15 protein-coding genes and 1 pseudogene are annotated in these 22,799 nt (G+C 70.7%); 9 read left to right on the top strand and 7 right to left on the bottom strand.

Annotated elements, in window-relative coordinates; translation table 11 throughout:
* Nucleotides 1-96: 96 nt before the first annotated feature.
* Nucleotides 97-1,269: an acyl-CoA dehydrogenase family protein gene (locus tag AB0B14_RS08700; RefSeq protein WP_357522025.1), complete on the top strand. Its 1,173-nt coding sequence runs from the start codon at nucleotides 97-99 to the stop codon at nucleotides 1,267-1,269.
* Between the two features lie 87 nt (nucleotides 1,270-1,356).
* On the top strand, nucleotides 1,357-1,872 hold the full coding sequence (locus AB0B14_RS08695; RefSeq protein WP_357069213.1) for a peptidoglycan-binding domain-containing protein: 516 nt from the start codon (nucleotides 1,357-1,359) through the stop codon (nucleotides 1,870-1,872).
* Between the two features lie 39 nt (nucleotides 1,873-1,911).
* Here AB0B14_RS08695 and AB0B14_RS08690 read toward each other — a convergent pair whose 3' ends face one another.
* The gene (locus tag AB0B14_RS08690; RefSeq protein WP_357522023.1) at nucleotides 1,912-2,949 is read right to left on the bottom strand and encodes an aminotransferase class V-fold PLP-dependent enzyme; all 1,038 of its coding nucleotides are present in this window, start codon (nucleotides 2,947-2,949) and stop codon (nucleotides 1,912-1,914) included.
* 146 nt (nucleotides 2,950-3,095) lie between these two features.
* Between AB0B14_RS08690 and AB0B14_RS08685 the strand changes: the two genes are divergently transcribed.
* Nucleotides 3,096-6,500 (top strand): COR domain-containing protein, encoded by a 3,405-nt coding sequence (locus AB0B14_RS08685; protein WP_357069209.1) that lies wholly within the window; start codon nucleotides 3,096-3,098, stop codon nucleotides 6,498-6,500.
* An 11-nt stretch (nucleotides 6,501-6,511) separates the two neighbouring features.
* Here AB0B14_RS08685 and AB0B14_RS08680 read toward each other — a convergent pair whose 3' ends face one another.
* Nucleotides 6,512-8,680, bottom strand: a complete 2,169-nt coding sequence (locus tag AB0B14_RS08680; protein ID WP_357069207.1) for an FUSC family protein — start codon at nucleotides 8,678-8,680, stop codon at nucleotides 6,512-6,514.
* Nucleotides 8,681-8,843: 163 nt separating this feature from the next.
* Between AB0B14_RS08680 and AB0B14_RS08675 the strand changes: the two genes are divergently transcribed.
* Entirely contained in the window at nucleotides 8,844-9,716 is an 873-nt protein-coding gene (locus tag AB0B14_RS08675) for a DUF4231 domain-containing protein (protein WP_357069205.1), read from the top strand.
* Nucleotides 9,717-9,741: 25 nt separating this feature from the next.
* Here AB0B14_RS08675 and AB0B14_RS08670 read toward each other — a convergent pair whose 3' ends face one another.
* Nucleotides 9,742-11,568, bottom strand: coding sequence for an alpha-galactosidase (locus AB0B14_RS08670; RefSeq protein ID WP_357522021.1), 1,827 nt, complete (start codon nucleotides 11,566-11,568; stop codon nucleotides 9,742-9,744).
* An 81-nt stretch (nucleotides 11,569-11,649) separates the two neighbouring features.
* Between AB0B14_RS08670 and AB0B14_RS08665 the strand changes: the two genes are divergently transcribed.
* The gene (locus AB0B14_RS08665; protein ID WP_357522019.1) at nucleotides 11,650-12,060 is read left to right on the top strand and encodes a hypothetical protein; all 411 of its coding nucleotides are present in this window, start codon (nucleotides 11,650-11,652) and stop codon (nucleotides 12,058-12,060) included.
* A gap of 14 nt (nucleotides 12,061-12,074) precedes the next feature.
* On the opposite strand, the gene AB0B14_RS08660 is transcribed toward AB0B14_RS08665, so the two are convergent.
* The 3 genes and pseudogenes from AB0B14_RS08660 to AB0B14_RS08650 all read right to left on the bottom strand — a co-directional run bounded on the left by AB0B14_RS08660 (nucleotide 12,075) and on the right by AB0B14_RS08650 (nucleotide 14,170).
* Entirely contained in the window at nucleotides 12,075-12,248 is a 174-nt protein-coding gene (locus AB0B14_RS08660) for a hypothetical protein (RefSeq protein ID WP_357069199.1), read from the bottom strand.
* 320 nt (nucleotides 12,249-12,568) lie between these two features.
* Nucleotides 12,569-12,781, bottom strand: a pseudogene (locus tag AB0B14_RS08655) (TilS substrate-binding domain-containing protein); the annotation flags it as partial.
* A gap of 9 nt (nucleotides 12,782-12,790) precedes the next feature.
* Nucleotides 12,791-14,170 carry a cation:dicarboxylase symporter family transporter gene (locus tag AB0B14_RS08650; protein ID WP_357069197.1) on the bottom strand — a complete coding sequence of 460 codons (1,380 nt, stop codon included), beginning with the start codon at nucleotides 14,168-14,170 and terminating at the stop codon, nucleotides 12,791-12,793.
* 100 nt (nucleotides 14,171-14,270) lie between these two features.
* Here AB0B14_RS08650 and AB0B14_RS08645 point away from each other — a divergent pair, with 100 nt between their 5' ends.
* The 3 genes from AB0B14_RS08645 (at nucleotide 14,271) to abc-f (ending at nucleotide 18,436) form a co-directional block, all read left to right on the top strand.
* Nucleotides 14,271-15,854: a sensor histidine kinase gene (locus AB0B14_RS08645; protein WP_357069195.1), complete on the top strand. Its 1,584-nt coding sequence runs from the start codon at nucleotides 14,271-14,273 to the stop codon at nucleotides 15,852-15,854.
* The gene (locus AB0B14_RS08640; RefSeq protein WP_357522017.1) at nucleotides 15,854-16,543 is read left to right on the top strand and encodes a response regulator; all 690 of its coding nucleotides are present in this window, start codon (nucleotides 15,854-15,856) and stop codon (nucleotides 16,541-16,543) included. The genes AB0B14_RS08645 and AB0B14_RS08640 overlap by 1 nt, the downstream gene beginning before the upstream one ends.
* A gap of 255 nt (nucleotides 16,544-16,798) precedes the next feature.
* The gene (abc-f, locus tag AB0B14_RS08635) at nucleotides 16,799-18,436 is read left to right on the top strand and encodes a ribosomal protection-like ABC-F family protein (RefSeq protein ID WP_357522015.1); all 1,638 of its coding nucleotides are present in this window, start codon (nucleotides 16,799-16,801) and stop codon (nucleotides 18,434-18,436) included.
* A 57-nt stretch (nucleotides 18,437-18,493) separates the two neighbouring features.
* Here the strand turns inward: abc-f and dnaE are convergent, their stop codons facing one another.
* Complete coding sequence (gene dnaE, locus AB0B14_RS08630; protein ID WP_357069189.1) at nucleotides 18,494-22,024, bottom strand: DNA polymerase III subunit alpha; 3,531 nt, start codon at nucleotides 22,022-22,024, stop codon at nucleotides 18,494-18,496.
* 149 nt (nucleotides 22,025-22,173) lie between these two features.
* Here dnaE and AB0B14_RS08625 point away from each other — a divergent pair, with 149 nt between their 5' ends.
* On the top strand, nucleotides 22,174-22,794 hold the full coding sequence (locus AB0B14_RS08625; protein ID WP_357069187.1) for an L-threonylcarbamoyladenylate synthase: 621 nt from the start codon (nucleotides 22,174-22,176) through the stop codon (nucleotides 22,792-22,794).
* The last annotated feature ends 5 nt before the right edge of the window (nucleotides 22,795-22,799 follow it).

Raw genomic sequence — 22,799 nt, 5'->3', positions numbered from 1 at the left:
TGCGCTCCTCACGGTCTCGGCCATCAGGTCTGGACGCGACAAAACTTGCACCGCTAGTTTAAAGGTGACCGGCTGCGCCGACGCCAGGAGGACCACGTGGACTTTTCGCTCACCGACGAGGAGCGGGCGGTGCGGGACACCGTCCGATCGTTCATCCGCCGCGAGGTGATGCCGTTGGAGTCGGAGGTGCTCCGGCGGGAGCGGGCGCACCAGCCGGGCCTGGACCACTCCGAGGTGCGCGAGCTGCAACTCAAGGCGCGCAAGTTCGGCTTCTGGGGCCTGGCCACCCCCGAAGAGTACGGCGGGATGAACCTGCCGGCAGTGCTCCAGTCGTTGATCTGGACGGAGCTGGGCCACACCTTCGTGCCGTTCCGCTTCGGCGGCGAGGCGGACAACATCCTGTTCCACGCCACCGAGGAGCAGAAGCAGGAGTTCCTCATCCCGACCATCGAGGGCGAGCGGCGCTCCTGCTTCGCGATCACCGAGCCCGGGGCCGGCTCGGACGCCGCGAACATCCGGCTCTCGGCCCGGCGCGACGGCGACGACTGGGTGCTCGACGGCGAGAAGACCTTCATCACCGGTGGCCACGACGCCGACTTCGCCATCGTGGTCGCGGTGACCGACCGGGAGAGGGGCGCCCGCAACGGCGGGGCCACCGCGTTCCTGGTGGACCGGTCGATGGGCTGGCGCTCGGAGTTCATCCAGACCATGGGCGAGGGTGGGCCCGCATCGCTCATCTTCGACGGCGTCCGCGTGCCGCACCGCAACATCCTCGGCGAGATCGGGCAGGGCTTCACGCTGGGCATGGAGTGGATCGGCAAGGGCCGCTACACCATCCCGTCACACGCCATCGGCATCGCCGAGCGGGTCCTGCAGATGGCCATCGACTACGCCAACACCCGGGAGACCTTCGGCGCGAAGATCGGCACCAACCAGGCCATCCAGTGGATGATCGCCGACTCGGAGACCGAGTTGGAGGCGGCCCGCTGGCTGGTGCTGCGCTCGGCGTGGACCGTCGATCAGGGCCTGGACCCCCGGCACGCGTCGTCGATGGGCAAGCTCTACGGCGCCGGCATGGTCAACCGGCTGGTCGACCGGGTGCTCCAGATCCACGGCGGCATGGGCTACACCCGTGAGCTGCCCATCGAGCGCTGGTACCGGCAGGTCCGGCTCTACCGGATCTTCGAGGGCACCGACGAGATGCAGCGGCTGATCATCTCCCGCGACCTGCTGCGCGGGTACACGAAGATCGGCGGCCACCTGGCCTGAGAACGGATGTCCGCCCGTCGTGAACCACGTGGGTCCGCCGGCCATCTACCCCCATGACAGCTGCCCATCAGCCACAGGGGGATGCTCATGCACCTACGAATCAAGGCCGTTGCGATGGCGATGGTCGTCGCCACAATCGGCGCCGTCGCCATCCCGGCCGCGCCGGCGTCGGCCAACGTCAGCCAGGGCTACGTCACGGGCTCGGGCACCTGGACGGACGACTGGGGCGACGAGGGCCCGATCTCCGCGTCGACCCGCTCGTACAGCAATGTCGTCGCCATGTGGCAGAAGATCCTGGTGGCCGACGGCTATCTCGCCGCCTCCGACGTCGACTGCCGGTTCGGGCCGACGACGACGGCCGCGACCAGGCGGTGGCAGACCGACCGAGGTCTCGTGAGCGACGGCGTCGTCGGCCGCCGGACCTTCGCCACGGCGGCAACCCGCCTCACCACGTACGAGGGTTGGTTCTACTACGACGGGCTGGGCAGCAACTTCATCTACTTCGGGCGGCTCGCGGACGGCAAGTGGGACATGAGCCTGGGGCCTGACCTGGAGTGGCAGCCTCTCTCGTACACGTACGCGAGCTTCAGCATCTGCTCCTGACCGGCCGGCCGGCCGTGCCCCGCAACGGGCGCGGCCGGCCTATCCGACCAGCGCGGTCAACGCGGCGTCCACGTCGGCCTCGGTGGAGTAGACGTGGAAGGAGGCACGGACCCGTCCGGCGCGGACCGCCGCCCGGATCCCGGCCGCCGCGAGGCGCTGCTCGGCGCCGGGCACGTCCACGCTGACGATGGCGCTCTCCCCCGCCGGCCGGCCCAGCCCGGTCAGGAACCGGTTGGCCAGCGCCACGTTGTGCTCCCGGATCGCCGGCACGCCGATCTCGGCGACCACCTCCAGGGCGGGCGCCGCGCCGACCCAGCTGAACCAGGCCGGTGAGATGTCGAACCGGCGGGCGTCGTCGGCCAGCCGCAACGGTGGGCCGTAGTAGGAGGCGTGCGGGTCGCGGCCCGCGTACCAGCCGGCCGCGTCCGGGCGTAGCCGCTCGCGCAACGCCGGGGCCAGATAGGCGTACGCGGTGCCGCGCGGATTCATCAGCCACTTGTAGCCACCCACCGCCACCACGTCGGCCCGGCTCCCGTCGAACGGCAGCCAGCCGCACGCCTGGGTCGCGTCCACCACCACCAACGCGTCGTGCGCGCGGGCGGCGGCCACGATCTCGTGGTACGCCGCCACCGCCCCGTCGGCGGACTGCACCAGGCTGAACGCGACCACGTCGGTGTCGGCGTCGATGGCGTCGACCAGGGCGTCCAGCGGCACCGTGTGCACCTTGACGCCGCGTTCCTCCTGCACCAGCCAGGGGAACAGGTTCGAGGTGAACTCGACCTCGGGAACCACCACCCTCGCCCCGTCCGGCAGGGCGGCCGCGACCGGCGCGAGGATCTGCGACACGGCCGCGCCGACCGCGACGTCACCGGCCGGCACCCCGATCAGGTCGGCGAACGCGGCACGGGACCGGTGCACCGACTCGCCCCAGCCCTCCCACGACGTCCGGCCGACCCGCCACGCGTCCAGGGCCTCCTGAAGTGCCGTCCACGCCGGCTCGGGCGGCAACCCGTAGGAGGCAGTGTTCAACCAGCCGGGCTCCGGCTTCCACAACTGCTGCGCCTGCTCGAACTCCATGCCGTCGACGCTAGGCGGGGCGACGGCGAACGGGCACGGCCAATCGGCAATCGGCGGCCTGTCAGATCCGTACGGCGGCCCAATCGCGCCGAGAGTCGACCCAGCGGGCAATACTGACTGTGCACGGGGGACTACGCTGCTTCGGCATGGATGACGGCACGATTGTCGAGGCCAAAGACCGCATAGCTGCCGCCACCGGCGGGCATGTCGACCTCAGCGGTCTCGCCCTGACCGCTGGCGACCTCGCCGAGCTGCTGCGCGACATCCCGGCTCTCGCTGATGTGACCAGCCTCGATCTAGCTGAGAACGACCTGGACACCCTGCCGGACGCCGTCGCTGCCTGGACCTGCCTCACCACCCTGGACCTGGGTGAGAACCGGCTCACCGTGCTACCCGACGCCGTCGCCGCCTGGACCTCCCTCACCACCCTGCACCTGAGCGACAACCACCTCACCGCCCTACCCGACGCCGTCGCCGCCTGGACCTCCCTCACCGAACTACGCCTGAGCGACAACCACCTCACCGCCCTACCCGACGCCGTCGCCGCCTGGACCTCCCTCACCACCCTGCACCTGATTGCCAACCAGCTCACCACCCTGCCCGATGCCGTCGCCGCCTGGACCTCCCTCACCGAACTACGCCTGGCCGGCAACCGGCTCACCGCCCTGCCCGACGCAGTCGCCGCCTGGACGGGCCTAACCATGCTTCTCGCGTACGAAAACCAGCTCACCGCGCTACCGGACGCGGTCGCCGCCTGGACTGCCCTGACACGGCTCAACGTGGACCGCAACCAGCTAAGCGCGCTACCGGACGCAGTCGCCGCCTGGACTGCCCTGACACGGCTCGATATGGACTACAACCAGCTCACCGCCCTACCCGACGCAGTCGCCGTCTGGGCCCATCTCAATGTTCTGTACCTGGACGGCAACCACCTCACCACCCTGCCCGACGCCGTCGCCGCCTGGACCTCCCTCACCGAACTGCACCTGGACGGCAACCAGCTCACCACCCTGCCGGACGCTGTCGCTGCCTGGACCGCCCTCTTGTCTCTGTCCATGGTCGGCAACCAGCTCACCACCCTGCCCGACGCCATCGCCGCCTGGAACTCCCTCAGCGGGCTGTCCCTGGCCGACAATCAGCTCACCGCCCTGCCCGACGCCATTGGTCGGCTCGCAGAGCTTCGGATGCTTGTCGTAGAGGGCAATCCACTTCCGCCCGAGGTGCTGGCCGCCGAGGTGGAGGGCACGGAGGCGCTGCTGGCGTTCCTCCGGGATGTCGCCACCGACGGGATCTCGATCTCGGAGGCGAAGCTGCTGTTCGTGGGCGCTGGCGAGGCTGGGAAGAGCACCCTGCTCGGGGCGTTGCGCGGCGAGCCCTGGCAGGATCGTCACCAGACACAGGGCATGGAGATCAAGCCGCTGGTGGTGAGCCACGCCGACCAGGAGATCACCCTGAACGGGTGGGACTTTGGCGGCCAGCAGGCCTACCAGCCGGCGCACCAGTTGTTCTTCAGCGCGCCGGCCGTCTACGTCGTCGTCTGGAAACCCCGTCCGGGTGTCGCGGCCGGCATGGTGGAGTCGTGGATCGCCATGATCGCCCACCGGGCCCCGGACGCCCGGGTCCTCGTGGTCGCGTCCCACGGTGGGCCGTCCTCGCGGGCGGACGCCATCGACGAAACGCACCTGAAACAGCGCTTCGGCAGCCTGATCGTCGGTTTCCACGAGGTCGACAGCGCCATCCCGGACGACCGGCTGGAGGCACTGCGGGAGGCGATCGCCACGACCGCCGGCACGCTCCCGCACGTGCACCGTCGCTACCCGGCCACGTGGCAGCGGACGATCGAGGCAGTCACCGCCGGCGGTCGGCAGGTGATCGACTACCGCGGCTACGAAGCGGTGGCCGAAGCCCAGGGACTGAACGCCTTCCAGGCACGGACGCTGGCCAGTAACGCCCACCACCTGGGGAAGTGGATCTACTACGCGGACGACGACGCGCTTGCCGCGTTCGTGATCCTCCAACCGGACTGGCTCAACGTCGCGATCGCCGCCGTCCTCGACAGTCGAGACGCCGTCGACGCCCTCGGTCTCGTCCCACACCGCATGCTCGGGCGCCTGTGGAGTGCCGCCCAGGCTCCCGACGGCACGCGCTACACGAGAGAACAGCAGCGACTGTTCCTGGCGCTCATGGGGCGCTTCGAGCTGACCTACCTGGTCTCCCTCGACGCCGCACCCGAGCCGGTGAGTCTCATCGCGCAACTCGTCCCCGCCGCACAGCCGGACCTGCGCGGGGCCTGGGTCGAGTTCCGCACCGCCGACCGCGAGTACCTGGAGGTGTGCCGGATCTCGGAAGGCCCCGCAGGCCCCGTGGTCATTCCCGACTCCCTGATGTACCGGCTCATCGTCCGCCTGCACCACCAGCGCTACACGGAGCCCGACTCCCTCCAGGGCGTGCACTGGCAGCAGGGCATGGTCCTGCAGAGCCGGTACGGCGCCCGCGCGCTGCTCACCGTGCGTACCGGGGTCGGTGTCCAGGTCCAGGTGCGCGGCCCGGACGCCGTCACCTACCTGCGCCAGGTCACCGACGAGATCCGCTACTGCATCGAACGGTTCTGGCCCGGCCTGAGCACCGTCGCCCTCGTCGCCTGCCGGGACGGGTGCGGCCTGCCCACGCCGGGTGCGGGCCTGTTCGACGTCGACAAACTCATCAAACTGCGCGACGCACACGGGCAGAGCATCGCGCAGTGCCCGATCTCCAGCTGCGACGCCTTCCCCGCCATCAACTCGCTGCTGGGCGGTGCGGGCGCGAGCCAGGACGCGCTCGCCAGTCTGCAGGACGGCGTGGCGCTGATGGACAGTCATGTCCGCGGGCTGAGTCGACGGGTGACCGAGCTCAACGACACCGTCAAGGCCAACCTCGCGGGCGTGAACGCACAGCTCACCGCGTTGATGTGGCAACTCAACGACGAGGCCGCGGACGGCCCACGCCTGTTCACCCTCACCCCCGTCGAGGCGTCCCTTCGCAACCCGCAGTGGACCACCAGGCGGATGCGGCTGACGTTGTACTGCGAGCACTCGCTGCAGCCCGTGCACGTCCTCGAACCCGACCGGCGCGATGCCGGCGTCTACTACCCGGACGTCTCCCGAGAGTGGTGGGCCAGAGCCGTCCCCCTCCTGAAGGCCACCACCATGCTGCTCAAGCCTCTGCTGGGCGTGGGTCTGGCCGAGCTCAAACTCGACTTCAGCGAAGAGCAGTGGAAGGCCATCGAGGAGCAGGTCGCCCTGGCGAACGAGACACTGAACGCCGCGGCGGAGGCCGCGAGCCACCTCACCGCGGACGACCACAGCGCCGGGCTCGCGGAACGGGCCCCCCACGCACCGGCGTCTCCCGTCCACGCCGAGGGCGCCGTCCTCCGGACGCTGCACGTCGTGCTCCGCGCCCAGGACGTCACCATCGCCGACCTCCGCAAGGTGGTACGCCCCGACGGCCGCATCCTCTGGGTCCACAGTCAGTTCGAGCACCTCTACCACAGCGGCCTACCCGTCATCCCCTGACCCGAAGCGGCTCACTGTCGCCCCGCCGAGCCGGGCGGCGGGTGGATCCGGGCGAGGCTGTCGGCGAGGCCGGCGAGCCACCTGTCGACCTCCACCAGGTGCCGCACCGCCGAGGCGTCGACCGCGCCGAGCAACGGGCGGATCCGGTCCACCTCGTCGACACAGTCGGTCGGAGCGGGCACCCGGCCGGAGGCCCGGCCGTGCGCCACCTCGCCGGCCAGGTCGTCGTACGCCGACCGCAGTTGCCCGGCCGCGTCCCGCAGCAGGACCGCCGCGGCCGGCCAGCCGGCGAGGCAGCCGGGCGGGTTGCGGCGCAGCAGCGACTCGGCGCCGGGCACCACGTGCTGCCCGGCGCCCAGGGCGGCGTCCCAGTCCACCCCCGCGTGTCGCGGGTCGTGGCGCTCGGAGTGGTACTGGCAGTACGACGAGTCGACCAGGACCATCCGGCGGCGGACCCGGTCGAGGTCGTCCTCGGGCGGCGGCGCGTCGCCCAGCACCGCCTCCACGGTCTGCTGGACCGCCTCCCCGCTGGCCGTCAGGTAGCGGGCGGCGTTGTGGCGCAGGTCGTGGCCCGCGCCGCGCGGCCACATGGCGACGCCGGCGAGCACACCGATCACCGCGCCGAGTCCGACGTCGACCAGACGTGCCTCGGCGAGCCGCCAACCCTCGGGGCTGAGCTGGCTGAAGACGACAGTCAGCAGCAGGGTGAACAGCGCCTGCTGCCACACCGGGCCCAGCAGCCGACCGACACCGAACGCCAGCAGCAGGGTGACCGGCAGCACGACGGCGTACACGATGGGCTCCTCGACGAGGAACACCAGCAGGCCGCTGACGACGACGCCCGCGATGGTGCCCAGCACGGCGGGCCGCAACGCGGTGCGCGTGTCGGCGGCCGAGGTCCGCAGGACCGTGAGCGTCGTCAGGAGCACCCAGAAGCCGTGGTGGAGCTGCAGCAGCCCGGCGCCCACCCGGGCGACCGACAGTGCCACGGCCAGTCGCAGCGCGCTGTGCAGGTTGGCGGAGCGCGGTGCCAGGTGGGAGCGGAACTGTCGCCAGTACAGCGTCCACGGGCTGTGTCGCGCGTACTCGAAGAGCGTGGGGTAGGCATCGCCCACCGCGGGCCGCGCCCCGGCGGCGACCCGGGCGCCGACGGCGAAGACCCGCACCTGGTCGGCGAGGGCCAGCGCGGTCGCGTCCCGGCACATCCGGGGTACGTCCGCCGCGCCGCCGCCCCGGCCCACCGGGTACGCCGCCTCGGCCGTGCGGATCGCGGCGTCCAGGCTCCCGAGGTCGACCGGAGGCGCCCCCGGTGCCAGGTTCCGGCCGGCGGCCCGGGTCGTGTCGGCGCAGGCGCGCAGCAGCCGCGCCGCCGCCAGGTCCGGGATCGGCTCCGGCGGGGCGTCTCCCGCGAGCCGGTCCGCCTCGGCGAGCACCTCCCGCAGTGCCGCCGCCGAGATCCGCAGCGCCCGGTCCTGGGCGCCCGCCGCGGTGGGCGCCCGCTCCGGCGCACTGCGGCCCAACCCGAGCGGGGCCACCACGTCGTACGCCCGCGCACGCCGCCGGTCCGGACCACCGGGACCGGCGTGCGGGTCGGTCAGGGCGTCGGCGGTGGCGTCGAGGAAGGCCCCGACGCCGTCCGCCGCCCGGGTGAGCAGCTGCCGGTAGGAGACCGGCACCGGATCGGGCCAGAGCAGCACCTCGGCCGCGGCGAGCAGCAGAATGGCGAGCGTGACGCCGCCGAGTCGCTGCGGCAGGGTGCCCGGTTGGTACGGCGGGAAGGACGCCAGGATGTAGAAGAGCTGGAACGCGCTGGCCAACCCCACCAGGCGCGGATTGCCCACCCCGGCGAACGCCACGACGAACCCGATGACCAGCATCCCGCCGGCGGCCGACCACGTGCTCCAGGCCAACAACGAGCCCACGGCGACCAGCGCCCAGATCGCCGGCAGTGCCGTGACGAGGATCCGCGCCCGTTGCGGCGCCGGACCGGGCAACTGCGCGAACGACCCGGCGGCGATCGTGCCGAACAGGCCGTAGGTGGCGAGGACCGAGCTGCCCGCGCCGTAACGGCAGGCGTAGAAGACGACGGACGCGACGAGTGTCAGCCGTGCCGCTCGCCGCAGGACGGCATCCCCCGGGTCACGGCGACGGAGCCGGCCAAGGAGGCTGGTTGCGGGCACGCCTGCTCCCCCGGTCGTCGCGGCACCCCTCCCCGACCAACCATTCTCGCCCCGGGCGTGCCGGCGGTGGCGGGTTTCCCGGCGAATCACCGCCACGAGGGCCGACAGGCCGTAGACACCGCCCTCTATGTTTGGTGAAGGTTCTCCTCGGGAGGTCGACGCCATGCTGAATGCCGAGGACTTTCCGCCGTTTCAGCGGGCCGTGTCCACTGAGTCGCTACGCGGGCAGCGGGTGTTCGCGTCCCTGACCGCCCTGCGGCTGTCGCTGCTCCTGCTGGCCGCGTTGGCGGGGGTCGGCACCTGGAAGCTCGACAACTTCACGGTGGGTCCGGCAATCGCGGTGGGCGCCTTCGCCGCCACCTCGATCGTGGAGGTCTTCCTGCTCACCAACCGTCCCGACGAGCGGTGGTATGTCGGGAGGGCGCTCTCCGAGTCCATCAAGTCGTTGACGTGGCGATTCGCGATCGCAGCCGATCCGTTTCCCCGCTCACGCGACGACTCGGAGTGTGTCGAGGAGTTCACCGGCCGACTGTTGGGCCTGACCAGGGACATGTCCGGGGCCGGGTTGGCGGCACCCGCCCTGGCCGGGCAGCAGATCACGGAGGGAATGCGAACCGTACGGGCCACCTCCCTCGCGGAGCGCCGGGCGTCGTACGTGAACGGTCGTCTGGAGACCCAGCGGGTCTGGTACGCCGCGCGCTCGTTGTCGAACCGCGCCCGAGCGACACGGTGGTCGGTCGCCATGCTGGTCCTGGAGTTGGTGGGGCTGGCCCTGGCGATGTCGAGGGTCGCCGGTTTCACCGACGTCGACCTGTTCGGCGTGGCCGCCGCCGCGGTCGCGGCCGGTGCGGCCTGGACGCAGACGCGGCAACACTCCGCGGTGGCGACCGCCTACGCCCTGGCGAGCCAGGAGCTCGCCGCCATGGGGTCACTGGCCAGCCGGATCACCTCGGAGGCCCAGTTGTCGCAGTTCGTCAACGACACGGAGACAGCGATCTCCCGGGAGCACACGATGTGGCGGGCACGCCGCCGCTGAGTGCCACACGGCGGCACGCCGCTGCCTACACGCCGGTGCGGCGCCACTGCTGGTTGGTGCCGGTGCCGCAGGCCCACTGCCCGACCTGTGCACCGTCCGCGGTGGCGGAGTTCAGCACGTCCAGGCACTTCCCGCTGTGGCGGGCGACGAACCTGACGTAGCCGGTGCCGAGGTCCTCGACCCGCCACTGCTGGTTGGTGCCGCCGTTGCAGGCCCACTGGATGACCCGGACGCCGTCGCCGGTGGCACTCGTGCCGCCGTACACGTCGAGGCACTTGCCGCTGCTGGCACTTGTCACCGTGGAGTAGCCGCCGCCGGCGTCCTGGATCCGCCACCGCTGGTTGGCCTGCCCGTTCGCGGCCCACTGCACGACGTTGGCACCATCCGCCGTGGACGCGTTGGAGACGTCGAGGAACTTGCCGCTGTGCCGGGCAGCCACCGTGTAGGTGGTCGGCGGGGGGACTGTGGTCTGCGGCGCCAGCCGATACAGGCCACTCCCGTGGGCGGGCAGGGAGCGGGTGAGCGTGCCGGTGACGGTGCCGAGGCCGGTGCCGGACCACAGGTCCGTGACGACGGCCGAGCCGATGCCCAGGTCGGCCAGGTTCACCGAGACGTTGGCGGTGGCACTCTCCCGGTTGAACAGCGCCACGTACCGGTGGTCGCTGCCCGGAACGTCGGCGGTCCACACCTGCCGGGTGCCGCCGACGAGCTGGCGGTTGTTCGCGCTGTTCTGGTCGACGGCGAGCACCGCCGCGTTGGTCATCAACGCCAGCTCGGCGGCGCGGTTCTCGACCAGGTTGCCGCCCCACATCAGCGGCGCCCGGTTGATCGCCCACAGGGTCATGAGGGTGCGCTGCTCGTCGGCGGTGAGCGCGGAGTAGCGGGGTGAGCCGACCGGGCCGTACTTCGACAGCCGCCCGATCGGGATCATGTCCGGATCAGGCCAGGCACCCGTTGTTCGGTACGGCGTCCAGTTGCGCAACTGGTCGAAGAGCGCGTCGAGCGACGACCAGTTGTCCCACAGGTCGTTGACGATGCGCCACATGTGCGCGTTGTCCCGCACGTGCCCGCCGCTGGCCAGCGGTGTCGCGCCCGGCGACAGGCTCAGCACCATCGGCCGGCCGCTGTGCTGGATCGCGGTCCGGTAACCCTCGACCTCGGCCTGCCGGTACGTCGGGGCCGCGATGTCGTCCACCTTCACGTAGTCGACGCCCCAGCCGGCCAGGAGCTGGAAGACCGAGTCCAGGTACGCCTGCGCGCAGGCGTTGGACATGTTCAGGCCCCACATCAGGTTGAGCCAGGCCGCGGTGGTGGTGTTGTTGATCTGGTTGGCTCGGCAGTTGGTGCCGAGGATCGGCACGTTGTCGGCGACCGCCTGGCGGGGGATGCCGCGCATCAGGTGGACGCCGAACTTCAGCCCCTGGGCGTGCACGTAGTCGGCGAGAGGCTTGAACCCGTTGTCGCCCGCCGCCGAGGGAAACCGCGTGGTGTCCGGCAGCAGGCGCCCGTTGGCGTCCATCCGCAGCCGGGGATTCAGGTTGGCGTCCTGGTTGGGGCTGTTGTTGTGCTGGCCTGGGTAGTACCAGGCCCAGTCGATGACGACGTACTGCCAGCCGTGTTGGCGCAGGTTGTCGCGCATGTAGTCGGCGTTGGCCCGGACGTCGGACTCGGTGACCCGCCAGTTGAACGAGTCGTAGCTGTTCCACCCCATCGGCGGGGTGTCCGCCGTGCCGTTGTCCCACGCCATGGCCGGCTTCGGGGAGATGACGGTGAGGCCGACGGCGAGCAGCACGACCAGCGCCGTGAGCCCGGCCATCCGACGTGCGGTGGAGCGCGCGAGGACGAGCGTCATCGGACCTCCCGACAGGCAGTGGTGGTTGTCGATGTTAGCGCACACACCGCCTGTCAAGTGCTCCTGGGGTAGACAGAACCCGTGACGTACTTCGCGGACCTGACGCCGTACACGTACCTGGAGCGGCATGAGGAGGACGAGCAAGGGGCATCCGACGAACCGCTGCTCAACGTCGGCTGGCTGGACGCCTCGCATCCGTTCCCGACCGGCGCTCCCCCGAACGGGTTGCTGCCAGCCCTGACCGAGTTGGCCAAGGCCCGGGTCCGCCAGACTCGCGGGCACCACTACTGCGAAATCTGCGTCCGGGACATGGGCGAAGACGCCAGTGAAGCCTATCGGCAGGGCGTGCTCGCCCGCGAGAGCGCCGAATTCGAGGTACGGGGCGACGGCGTCGCGTACGCCGCGCCTCAGCTCCTGCTCCACTACGTGGCCGCCCACGAATACCTGCCACCGGCCGAGTTCTGTGCGGCGGCCCTGCGGGCAACGAGCTGACGAGTGCCGACGCGTCAGACGAGGCGGTGGATGCGGACCTTCGGATGCTCGTTCCGCAGGTGAGCCTGCTTGTGCTGGCGGACCTGCTCGTCCCAGACCTCCTGGTCGTAGTCGGGGCTGGGCGGGATCCACCTGTGTGACCCGTCGCTGTAGTGGAACTTCTCGTCTCCGGCCCGGATGATGCTCACCGCACCCAGCCGAGGAAGCGCCGGTGCAGCGACAGCGGAGCCCCGTCGAACTCTGCACTCAGTTCACGCCGTCGGGTCGGACCGGACCAGCTTCCGGGACCGGGCGCACAGCGGCTGAGGCCCTCGGCACCGGCTCGTACCGCTGAACGACCCGGGCAGGCGGCCGACCGATGCACCACCCACGCCGCCTTTGCTCTGCACCCGCCCGTGCACCGCGCACGGTCCGTAACTGGCGCATCGGCGGGTGCAGAGCAAAGGGTCCGCAGGGTGGTGGGGCAGGTCCTCGGCGAGGTGCGTTCGAGGCGTCGACCGGCGGCGGATCAGCCGGGGCTCAGCGGCGACAGTCGGCCGCCGCGGCGGAGCACCCGAAGACCCCCGGGCAGATCGGTCGGGCCCTGGCCGTGCCAGTCAGTGACCAGGGCGTCCAGGGCGTTGACGTGCCGGTGCGACAGCGCTCCCGGCGAGGCACCCAGCTCACGCGCCCAGGAGTGCAGCAGCACCCGGCCACGCACCGCGGGGGCCAGACCGGCCAGCGTGGACGGTCAGGCGGGGACGCCGGCCGGCGTGGTTGCCTCGTCGGGGCGTGCCGCCGACTCGTCGTCGTGCTCGTCCAGCATGGTGGCCTCGTCGAACGGGTCGTCACCGCGCAGCACGCCGACCGCCCGGTCCCGGTCGAACTCACCGGTCCAGGTGCCCACCAGCACAGTCGCCACGGCGTTGCCGGCGAAGTTGGTGAGCGCCCGAGCCTCCGACATGAACCGGTCGATGCCCACGATCAGCCCGACCCCGTCGACCAGGTCGGGCCGGTGCGACTGGAGGCCGCCGGCCAGGGTCGCGATGCCGGCGCCGGTCACGCCCGCCGCACCCTTCGACGCGATGATCATGAACAGCAGCAGCGACACCTGCTCGCCGATGGAGAGCGGGTTGCCCAGCGCGTCGGCGATGAACAGCGACGCCATGGTCAGGTAGATCGCCGTGCCGTCCAGGTTGAACGAGTATCCGGTCGGCACCGTGATGCCGACGACCGGCTTGCTCACCCCGAAGTGTTCCATCTTCGCGATCAGCCGCGGCAGCGCCGACTCCGACGACGAGGTCGACAGGATCAGCAGGAACTCCCGGCCGAGGTAGCGCAGCAGCGAGAAGATCGAGATCCGGGCCACGAACCAGAGCAGCGCGCCGAGGAACACCAGCACGAAGATCAGGCAGGTCGCGTAGAAGCCCAGCATGATCTGGGCGAGGCTCTTGAGCGCGTCCACGCCTGTCGCGCCGACCACGGCGGCCATGGCACCGAAGGCGCCGAGCGGCGCCAGCCACATGATCATGGCGAGGACCTTGAACACGACGCGCTGGATGACGGCGATCGCGCCGAGCACCGGCTCGCCGCGCCGACCCATGGCCTGCACCGCGAAGCCGACGAGCAGGGCCACCAGCAGCGTCTGGAGCACCTCGCCCTCGGTGAGCGCGGAGAGCATCGTGGTCGGGATGATGCCGAGCAGGAACTCCGTCGTACCCGCGGCCTCGTCACCGGCGGCGGCCTTGCCCGCGCCCGCGAGGTCCGCGCCCAGGTTCAGGCCGGAACCGGGGTGGATGAGATTGCCGACGACCAGGCCGATGGCGAGCGCCACCGTCGACATGGTGAGGAAGTAGCCGAGGGCGAGGCCGCCGACCTTGCCGACCTTCGCGGCCTGCCGGACGGACCCGACGCCGAGCACGATGGTGCAGAAGATGACCGGGCTGATCATCATCTTGATCAGGTTGACGAAGCCGGTGCCGATCGGCTTGAGTTCCTTGCCGAAATCGGGGGCCACCAGGCCAACCACGATGCCGGCGAGCACGGCCACGATGACGGCGAGGTACAGGTAACGGGTACGGTCCCGGCGGACCGCCGGTGCCGGTGAGGTGGTGGATGCGGTGGTGTCCATGTCGACAATGTGAACCGTGTCTCACCCGTTGACAGCCTTGCGGTCATTCTGTTCACCGCGAACCCGACAACGGCGGCGGCGCGACGAGGAGGTGGTGGAGGTGGCCCGACGTCAGTGGAGCATCGCGGGGCAACTCTTCGCCCTCCAGGCGGTGGTGGTGACGCTGCTCGTGCTGGCCGGCGCGGCCGGTGCCGTCTGGCTGGCCCGCAGCGACTCCCGCCAGGCCGCGCAGGAGGAGGTGCTCGCGGTGGCACAGACCGTCGCCGGCTCCCCCGACGTCCGCGCGGCCCTCACGACCGCCGACCCCGCGAGGATCCTCCAGCCGTACGCCGAATCGACCCGGCAGGCGACGGGCACCGACTTCGTGGTGGTGATGGCCCCCGACCGCACCCGTTTCTCGCACCCCACCCGGGAACGGATCGGCGAGCCGTTCGTCGGGGACATCGGGCCCGCCCTGGCCGGCCACGCGTTCACCACCACCAACGTCGGCACGCTCGGCGAGTCGGTGCGCGCGGTGGTCCCGGTGTACGACGAGCGGCGGCGCATCATCGGCCTGGTCTCGGTGGGCATCACCACCAGGGCGATCAACCGCAAGCTGCTGGGCCAGTTGCCGGTGCTGTTCGGTGTCGCCGCGCCGGCCCTGGCGCTCGCGGCGACCGGTTCCTGGCTGCTCAGCCGCCGGTTGCGCCGCCAGACGCACGGTCTCGGTCCGGCACAGATGACCCGGATGTACGAGTACTACGACGCGGTCCTGCACTCGGTGCGCGAGGGTCTCGTGGTGCTGACCACCGACCGGCGGATCGCGTTGATCAACGACGAGGGTCGCCGGCTGGTGGGGCTCGACGTGGACGCGCCGGTGATCGACAGGCCGGTCGCCGGGATCGACCTGCCGCCCGCGGTGGCCGACCTGCTCGGCTCCGGGCGCGACGCCCGCGACGAACCCGTCCTCGCCGGTGACCGGGTGCTCGTCGCCAACCAGCGGACCACCCGTTTCGAGGGCGCGGTGCTCGGCACCGTGTTGACCCTGCGCGACCAGACCGAGCTGCGCACCCTGGCCAGTGAGCTGGACTCGGTGCGAGCGCTGACCGAGGCGTTGCAGGCGCAGACCCACGAGTCGGCCAACCGGCTGCACACCGTGCTGACGCTCGTGGAGTTGGGCCGCGCCGACGAGGCCGTCCGGCTCGGCACCCGGGACCTCGCCCTGGCCCAGCAGTTGACCGACCGGGTAGTCGGCGCGGTCACCGAGCCGGCCCTGGCCGCGCTGCTGCTCGGCAAGTCGGCGCAGGCCAGCGAGCGCGGGGTCGACCTGGTCGTCGAGCCGGACTGCCGCCTCGACGACAGCCCACTGCCGACCGGCGACCTGCTCACCGTGGTCGGCAACCTGGTCGACAACGCCCTGGAGGCGGTGGCCGGCACGTCTGCGCCCCGCCGGGTGCGGGTCCTCGTCGGCACGTTCGAGGACGAGTTGGTGGTCCGGGTCGCCGACAGTGGCCCCGGGCTGGCCCCGGAGCGGGTGGCCGACGCGTTCCGGCGCGGCTGGTCCACCAAGAGCACCGGCCGGGGCCTCGGCCTGGCACTTGTCGGGCAGGTGGTCCGCCGGCACGGCGGCAGCTACCAGGTGGGCCGCTCGGACGACGGCGGCAGCCTGTTCACCGTCCGCCTGCCGAACGGAGGTGAGCACTGATGACCGACATCCGGGTGCTGGTCGTCGAGGACGAGCCGCTGCTCGCCGAGGCGCACTGCGCGTACACCGAACGGGTTCCTGGTTTCGTGGTGGTCGGGGTGGCGCACACCGCGCGGGCGGCGATGGCGGCGCTGCGCGGCGGCGGCGACGTGGACCTCGTACTCCTGGATTTTCGGCTGCCCGACCTGCACGGTCTGGACGTCTGCCGGGCGCTGCGGGCCGCCGGCAGCGACGTCGACGTGCTGGCGGTGACGAGCGCCCGGGACCTGGCGGTGGTGCGCACCGCGGTGTCCCTCGGGGTGACCCACTACCTGCTCAAGCCGTTCACGTTCGCGGCGTTCCGCGACAAGCTGGAACGCTACGCCGACTACCGCGCGCAGGCCCTCGCCGACGGCGAGGTGGCCGCCCAGCACGAGGTGGACCAGATGTTCGCCACCCTGCGCGGCACCGCCGGGCACAGCCTGCCCAAAGGCCTCGACGCGCAGACCCTCGATCGGGTACGCGTGGCGCTGGCCGACCGGACCGACCCACAGGTGGGACTGTCCGCGACCGAGGTGAGCGCGGCGACCGGCATCTCCCGGGTGACCGCCCGCCGCTACCTGGAGTACCTGGTCACCGTGGACCGGGCCGCCCGCAGCCCCCGCTACGGCACCCCCGGCCGCCCCGAGGTCGAATATCGCCCCCGCTGAACGGATCGGCGTCGCCGCGACGGGAACCCGGTGGCGGGGTGGGGATCCGTTGTTAGACTCGGCGAGTTGGGTTGGCGGTACGACTGGGGAGACCAGACATGGCGGGTGACGACGACATCTCCGGGTGAGACCGGACATGTTCGGCCAGCGGTGCGGCGCGCGTGTGCGCGGCCGCCGTGGCCATGCCGTCGTTGCACCGGTCCCGTGTCGTCGGGCGGCTGAGGCGCGCCCACCCCACCCTCTGAGGTCACTCGCATGTCTGATGCGTACATCGTCTGCTCGAACCTGTCCTTCTCCTGGCCGGACGACACTCCGGTCTTCTCGGAGCTGTCCTGCACCGTCCCGGGCGGTCGCACCGGCCTGGTCGCGCCCAACGGCGCCGGTAAGAGCACCCTGCTGCGGTTGATCGCCGGGGAGCTGCGGCCCAGCGGCGGGAGCGTCACCGTCGACGGCCTGCTCGGCTACCTCCCGCAGACCCTGCCGCTGGTCGGCGACCTGACCGTGGCGCAGGTGCTGGGCGTCGCCGAGCGGATCGCGGCGCTGCACGCCATCGAGGCTGGCGACGCCGGCGAGGAGCACTTCGCCACGATCGGCGACGACTGGGACATCGAGGAGCGCACCCGCTCCGAGCTGGACCGCCTCGGCCTGGGCGAGCTGACCCTCGACCGGCGGCTGCACACCCTCAGCGGCGGCCAGGTGGTGTCCCTCGGCCTGGCGGCGCAACTGCTGCGCCGTCCGGACGTGCTGCTGCTCGACGAGCCGACGAACAACCTGGATCTGGCGGCCCGGCACCGGCTGTACGACGTGCTGACCGACTGGTCCGGGTGCCTGCTGCTGGTCAGCCACGACCGGGAACTGTTGGACCGGATGGACCGCATCGCCGAGCTGGAGCAGGGCGAGATCCGCTGGTACGGGGGCAACTTCACCGCGTACACCGAGGCAGTGCGGGCGGCCCGGGACGTGGCCGAGAGCAACCTGCGCAACGCCGAGCAGGAGGTCAAGCGGGAGAAACGGGAGATGCAGCAGGCCCGGGAACGCGCCGACCGGCGGGCCAGCAACGCCTCGAAGAACCTGAAGAACGCCGGCCTGCCGAAGATCTTTGCCGGCACCATGAAGCGCAACGCGCAGGAGTCCGCCGGAAAGTCTCACGAGACACACTCGGCCCGGCTCGGTCAGGCCAAGGCTCGACTCGACGAGGCCGGCCGGGCGGTCCGCGACGAGGACCGCATCGTCGTGGACCTGCCGGACACCACAGTCCCGGGCGGGCGCACGGTCTTCTCCGGCCAGGGGATGCGGGCCCGCTTCGACGACCGGGAGCTGTTCGGCGGCGACGGCGCCGACCTGGTGATCCGGGGGCCGGAGCGGATCGCCCTCACCGGCGGCAACGGCGTCGGCAAGTCGACACTGCTGCGCCTGGTCAACGGCGACCTGCAACCGTCCGGCGGTGAGCTGAAGCGCGGCGACGGGCGGATCGCGTACCTGTCGCAGCGGCTGGACCTGCTGGACCTCGACCGTACGGTGGCGGAGAACTTCGCCGCGTACGCGCCGAGCCTGCCCGACGCCACGCGGATGAACCTGCTGGCCCGGTTCCTGTTCCGGGGCAACCGGGTGAACCTGCCCGTCGGGGTGCTCTCCGGCGGTGAGCGGCTGCGCGCCACCCTGGCGTGTGTGCTCTGCGCCGAACCGGCGCCGCAACTGCTGCTGCTCGACGAGCCGACGAACAACCTGGACCTGGTCAGCGTCGCCCAGTTGGAGAGCGCGCTGTCCGCGTACCAGGGTGCGTTTGTGGTGGTCAGCCACGACGAACGGTTCCTGGCCGAGATCGGCGTGCGGCGCTGGTTGCGGCTGGCCGACGGCCAGCTGCGGGAGATCGGGGCACCCGACCGGGCCTGAGCCTGAGCCCGGCCGTCCGCGGCCCGGCCGGCGCGCGCCGGCCGGGTCGCGGCCCCGTCAGCTCACGTTGGCCGGGCCGAGGACGCTCTTCAGGTCACCCATCAGCGCGGTCGTCGCCGCCACCCGGAACGGGCCCAGCCGCAGGGTGGTGGTGCGCCCGCCGTTCTGCAGCTTGACGTGTACCTCGGTGTCGCCGGGGTGCAGGACCAGGGTCTCCTTGAGGCGCTCCACCAGCGGTGGTGTGCAGCGGTGTACCGGGATGGTGAGGGTGACCGGCTTGTTGGTGGCGCTGGTGCTGACGTCCGGCATGGACATGTCCATCGCCATGATCCGGGGTGTGTCGTCGCGGCGGTCCACCCGGCCCTTGACCACCACGATGGCGTCCTCGGCGATGTACTGGCCGATCACCTCGTAGGTGTTGGGGAAGAACAGCGCCTCCACCCCACCGGCCAGGTCTTCCAGGGTGGCCGAGGCCCAGGCGCGGCCCTGCTTGGTGACCCGGCGCTGCACCCCGGACAGGATGCCGGCGAGGGTGACCACCGCCCCGTCGGGCACCGCGCCGTCCTCGGCGAGGGAGGCGATCGTGGTGTCGGCCGCCGCGCCGAGGATGTGCTCCAGGCCGAACAGCGGGTGGTCGGAGACGTACAGGCCGAGCATCTCGCGCTCGAAGGCCAGCTTGTCGCGCTTGTCCCACTCGCTGTCACCGATTGTCGGCATCACCGTCGTGCTGCCGGTGTCGGCGTCACCGAAGCCGGCACCGAAGAGGTCGTACTGGCCGACCGCCTCCTTGCGCTTCACGTCGGCGTACGCGTCGATGGCGTCGGCGTGCACCGCGAGCAGGCCCTTGCGGGGGTGCTCCAGGGAGTCGAACGCACCGGCCTTGATCAGTGATTCGATCGTCTTCTTGTTGCAGACCACCGCGTCCACCTTGGACAGGAAGTCGTAGAAGTCGGTGTAGTCGCCCTTCTCCTGGCGGCAGCGCATGATCGAGGCGACCACGTTCGCGCCGACGTTGCGCACCGCGGCCAGGCCGAAGCGGATGTCCTTGCCGACCGGGGTGAACGGGCCGGCCGAGGTGTTCACGTCCGGTGGAAGCACCTGGATGCGCATCCGGCGACACTCGGACAGGTACAGCGCCATCTTGTCCTTGTCGTCACCGACGCTGGTCAGCAGCCCGGCCATGTACTCCGCCGGGTAGTGCGCCTTCAGGTACGCGGTCCAGTAGGAGACCAGGCCGTACGCGGCGGAGTGCGCCTTGTTGAAGGCGTACCCGGCGAACGGCACCAGGACGTCCCACACCGCCTGGATCGCCTCGTCGGAGTAACCGCGCTCGCGGCAGCCGTCCCGGAACGGGATGAACTCCTTGTCGAGGATCTCCTTCTTCTTCTTACCCATCGCCCGGCGCAGCAGGTCCGCCTGACCCAGCGTGTAGCCGGCGAGGATCTGCGCGGCGCGCTGCACCTGCTCCTGGTAGACGATCAGGCCGTGGGTGGGGGCCAGGATCTCCCGCAGCGGCTCCTCCAGCTCCGGGTGGATCGGGGTGATCTCCTGGAGGCCGTTCTTGCGCAGCGCGTAGTTGGTGTGCGAGTCGACGCCCATCGGGCCGGGCCGGTACAGCGCCAGGACGGCGGAGATGTCCTCGAAGTTGTCCGGCTTCATCAGCCGCAGCAGCGACCGCATCGGCCCACCGTCGAGCTGGAACACGCCCAGGGTGTCACCGCGGGCCAGCAGCTCGTACGCGGGCTTGTCGTCCAGCGGAAGGGCCAGCAGGTCGAGCTTGAGGCCGTGGTTGAGCTCGATGTTCTTGACCGCGTCGTCGATGATCGTCAGGTTGCGCAGGCCGAGGAAGTCCATCTTCAGCAGCCCGAGCGACTCGCAGGTCGGGTAGTCGAACTGCGTGATGATCGCCCCGTCGGCGTCGCGGCGCATCAACGGGATGTGCTCGATGATCGGCTCGGCGGACATGATGACGCCGGCGGCGTGCACACCGGTCTGCCGGATCAGACCCTCGATGCCCTTGGCCGTGTCGATCACCTTGCGGACGTCCGGGTCGGAGTCGTACAGGCCACGGATCTCGCCGGCCTCGGCGTAGCGGGGGTGCTTGTTGTCGAAGATGCCGGTGAGCGGGATGTCCTTGCCCATCACGGCCGGCGGCATCGCCTTGGTGATCCGGTCGCCGACCGCGTACGGGAAGCCCAGCACCCGGGCCGAGTCCTTGATCGCGGCCTTCGCCTTGATCGTGCCGAACGTGGCGATCTGGGCGACCTTGTCCTCACCCCACTTGTCGGTGACGTACTTGATCACCTCACCGCGCCGACGCTCGTCGAAGTCGATGTCGACATCCGGCATCGAGACCCGCTCGGGGTTGAGGAACCGCTCGAAGATCAGCCCGTGCTGGATCGGGTCCAGGTCGGTGATGCCCAGCGCGTACGCGACGAGCGAGCCGGCGGCCGAACCACGACCCGGGCCCACCGCGATGCCCTGCTTCTTCGCCCACTGGATGAAGTCGGCGACCACGAGGAAGTAGGACGGGAAGCCCATCTGGTTGATGACGCCCAGCTCGTACTCGGCCTGGACGACGTGCCCCTCCGGGATGCCGTTCGGGTAGCGGCGGCCCAGGCCGGCGAACGTCTCCTTGCGGAACCAGGACTCCTCGGTCTCCCCGTCGGGCACCGGGAAGCGCGGCATCAGGTTGTGGAACTCGAACATCCCGGTCGGGTCGACCTTCTCGGCGACCAGCAGCGTGTTGCGGCACCCCTGCTGCCACAACTCGGACGAGTCGACCCCGCGCATCTGGTCGGCACTCTTGATGAAGTAGCCGCCGCCCTCGAGGCGGAACCGGTTGGGGTCGTCGATGTTGCTGGCCGTCTGCACACAGAGCAGCACGTCGTGCGCGGTGGCCTGCTCCTCGACCGTGTAGTGCGAGTCGTTGGTGACCACCGGCGGGATGTTCAGCTTGCGGGAGATCTCGGTGAGACCCTCGCGGACCCGACTCTCGATGGAGAGGCCGTGGTCCATGATCTCGACGAAGTAGTTGTCCTTGCCGAAGATGTCCTGGTAGGTGGCCGCGACCTTGAGGGCCTCGTCGAACTGGCCGAGCCGCAGGCGGGTCTGCACCGCGCCGGACGGGCAGCCGGTGGTGGCCATGATGCCCTCGGCGTACTCGGCGATCAACTCCATGTCCATCCGGGGCCACTTGATGTAGTGCCCCTCCATGGACGCCCGCGAGTTGAGGGTGAACAGGTTCTTCAGGCCCTGCGCGTTCTTCGCCCACATCGTCTTGTGGGTGATCGCGCCGTTACCGGAGACGTCGTCGCTCTTCTGCTCCGGCCGACCCCACTTGACCCGCGCCTTGTGATAGCGCGACTCCGGCGCCACGTACGCCTCGACGCCCAGGATCGGGGTGATCCCGGCGGCCATCGCCTGCTTGTAGAAGTCGTTCGCGCCGTGCATGTTGCCGTGGTCGGTGATCGCCACCGCCGACATGCCGAGCCGGTTGGCCTCGATGAACAGGTCCTTGAGTCGGGCCGCTCCGTCGAGCATCGAGTATTCGGTGTGCACGTGCAGATGCGCGAACGAATCGGCCATGCCTGGCGCCCCCCGGCGGTGTGGATCTTGTTGGTCGGAGCCGACCGGCACCTACCCTACCGAGGTGATCTCGACGGCTCCACCGCCCGCGCCGACGGCCGTGGCCCGCGTCTCCTCGTCGCCGGGTGGGAGCGCCTAGGCTGATCAGCATGGCGAGGTACTACGACGTGCACCCCGAGAACCCCCAGCCCCGGACCATCGGCCAGGTCGCCGACCTGATCCGCGGTGGTGGGCTGGTCGCCTACCCGACGGACTCCTGCTACGCGCTCGGCGTCCAGTTGGGCAACCCGGACGGCCTGGATCGGATCCGCCAGATCCGCCACCTCGACGACCGGCACCACTTCACGCTCGTCTGCCGGGACTTCGCACAGCTCGGCCAGTTCGTGCAGATCAGCAACTCGGTCTTCCGACTGGTCAAGGCGTCCACCCCGGGCAGCTACACCTTCATCCTGCCGGCCACCAAGGAGGTGCCCCGCCGGATGCTGCACCCCAAGAAGCGCACCGTCGGTGTGCGGGTGCCCCGGCACACCGTCACCCAGGCGCTGCTGGCCGAGCTGGCCGAGCCGCTGGTGTCGAGCACCCTGGTCCTGCCCGGCGACGACGAGCCGATGACCCAGGGTTGGGAGATCAAGGAACGGCTCGACCACCAGCTCGACGCGGTGCTCGACGCGGGCGACTGCGGCAAGGAGCCGACGACCGTGATCGACCTGTCCGGCCCGGAGCCGGAGATCCTGCGCCGGGGCGCCGGGGACGTGTCCCGCTTCGAATAGGGCGG

This window comes from Micromonospora sp. NPDC049171 (assembly GCF_040648275.1).
Classification (GTDB): domain Bacteria; phylum Actinomycetota; class Actinomycetes; order Mycobacteriales; family Micromonosporaceae; genus Micromonospora.
Note: the sequence above shows the minus strand (reverse complement) of the source record. Positions and strands in the feature narration are given on the sequence as shown.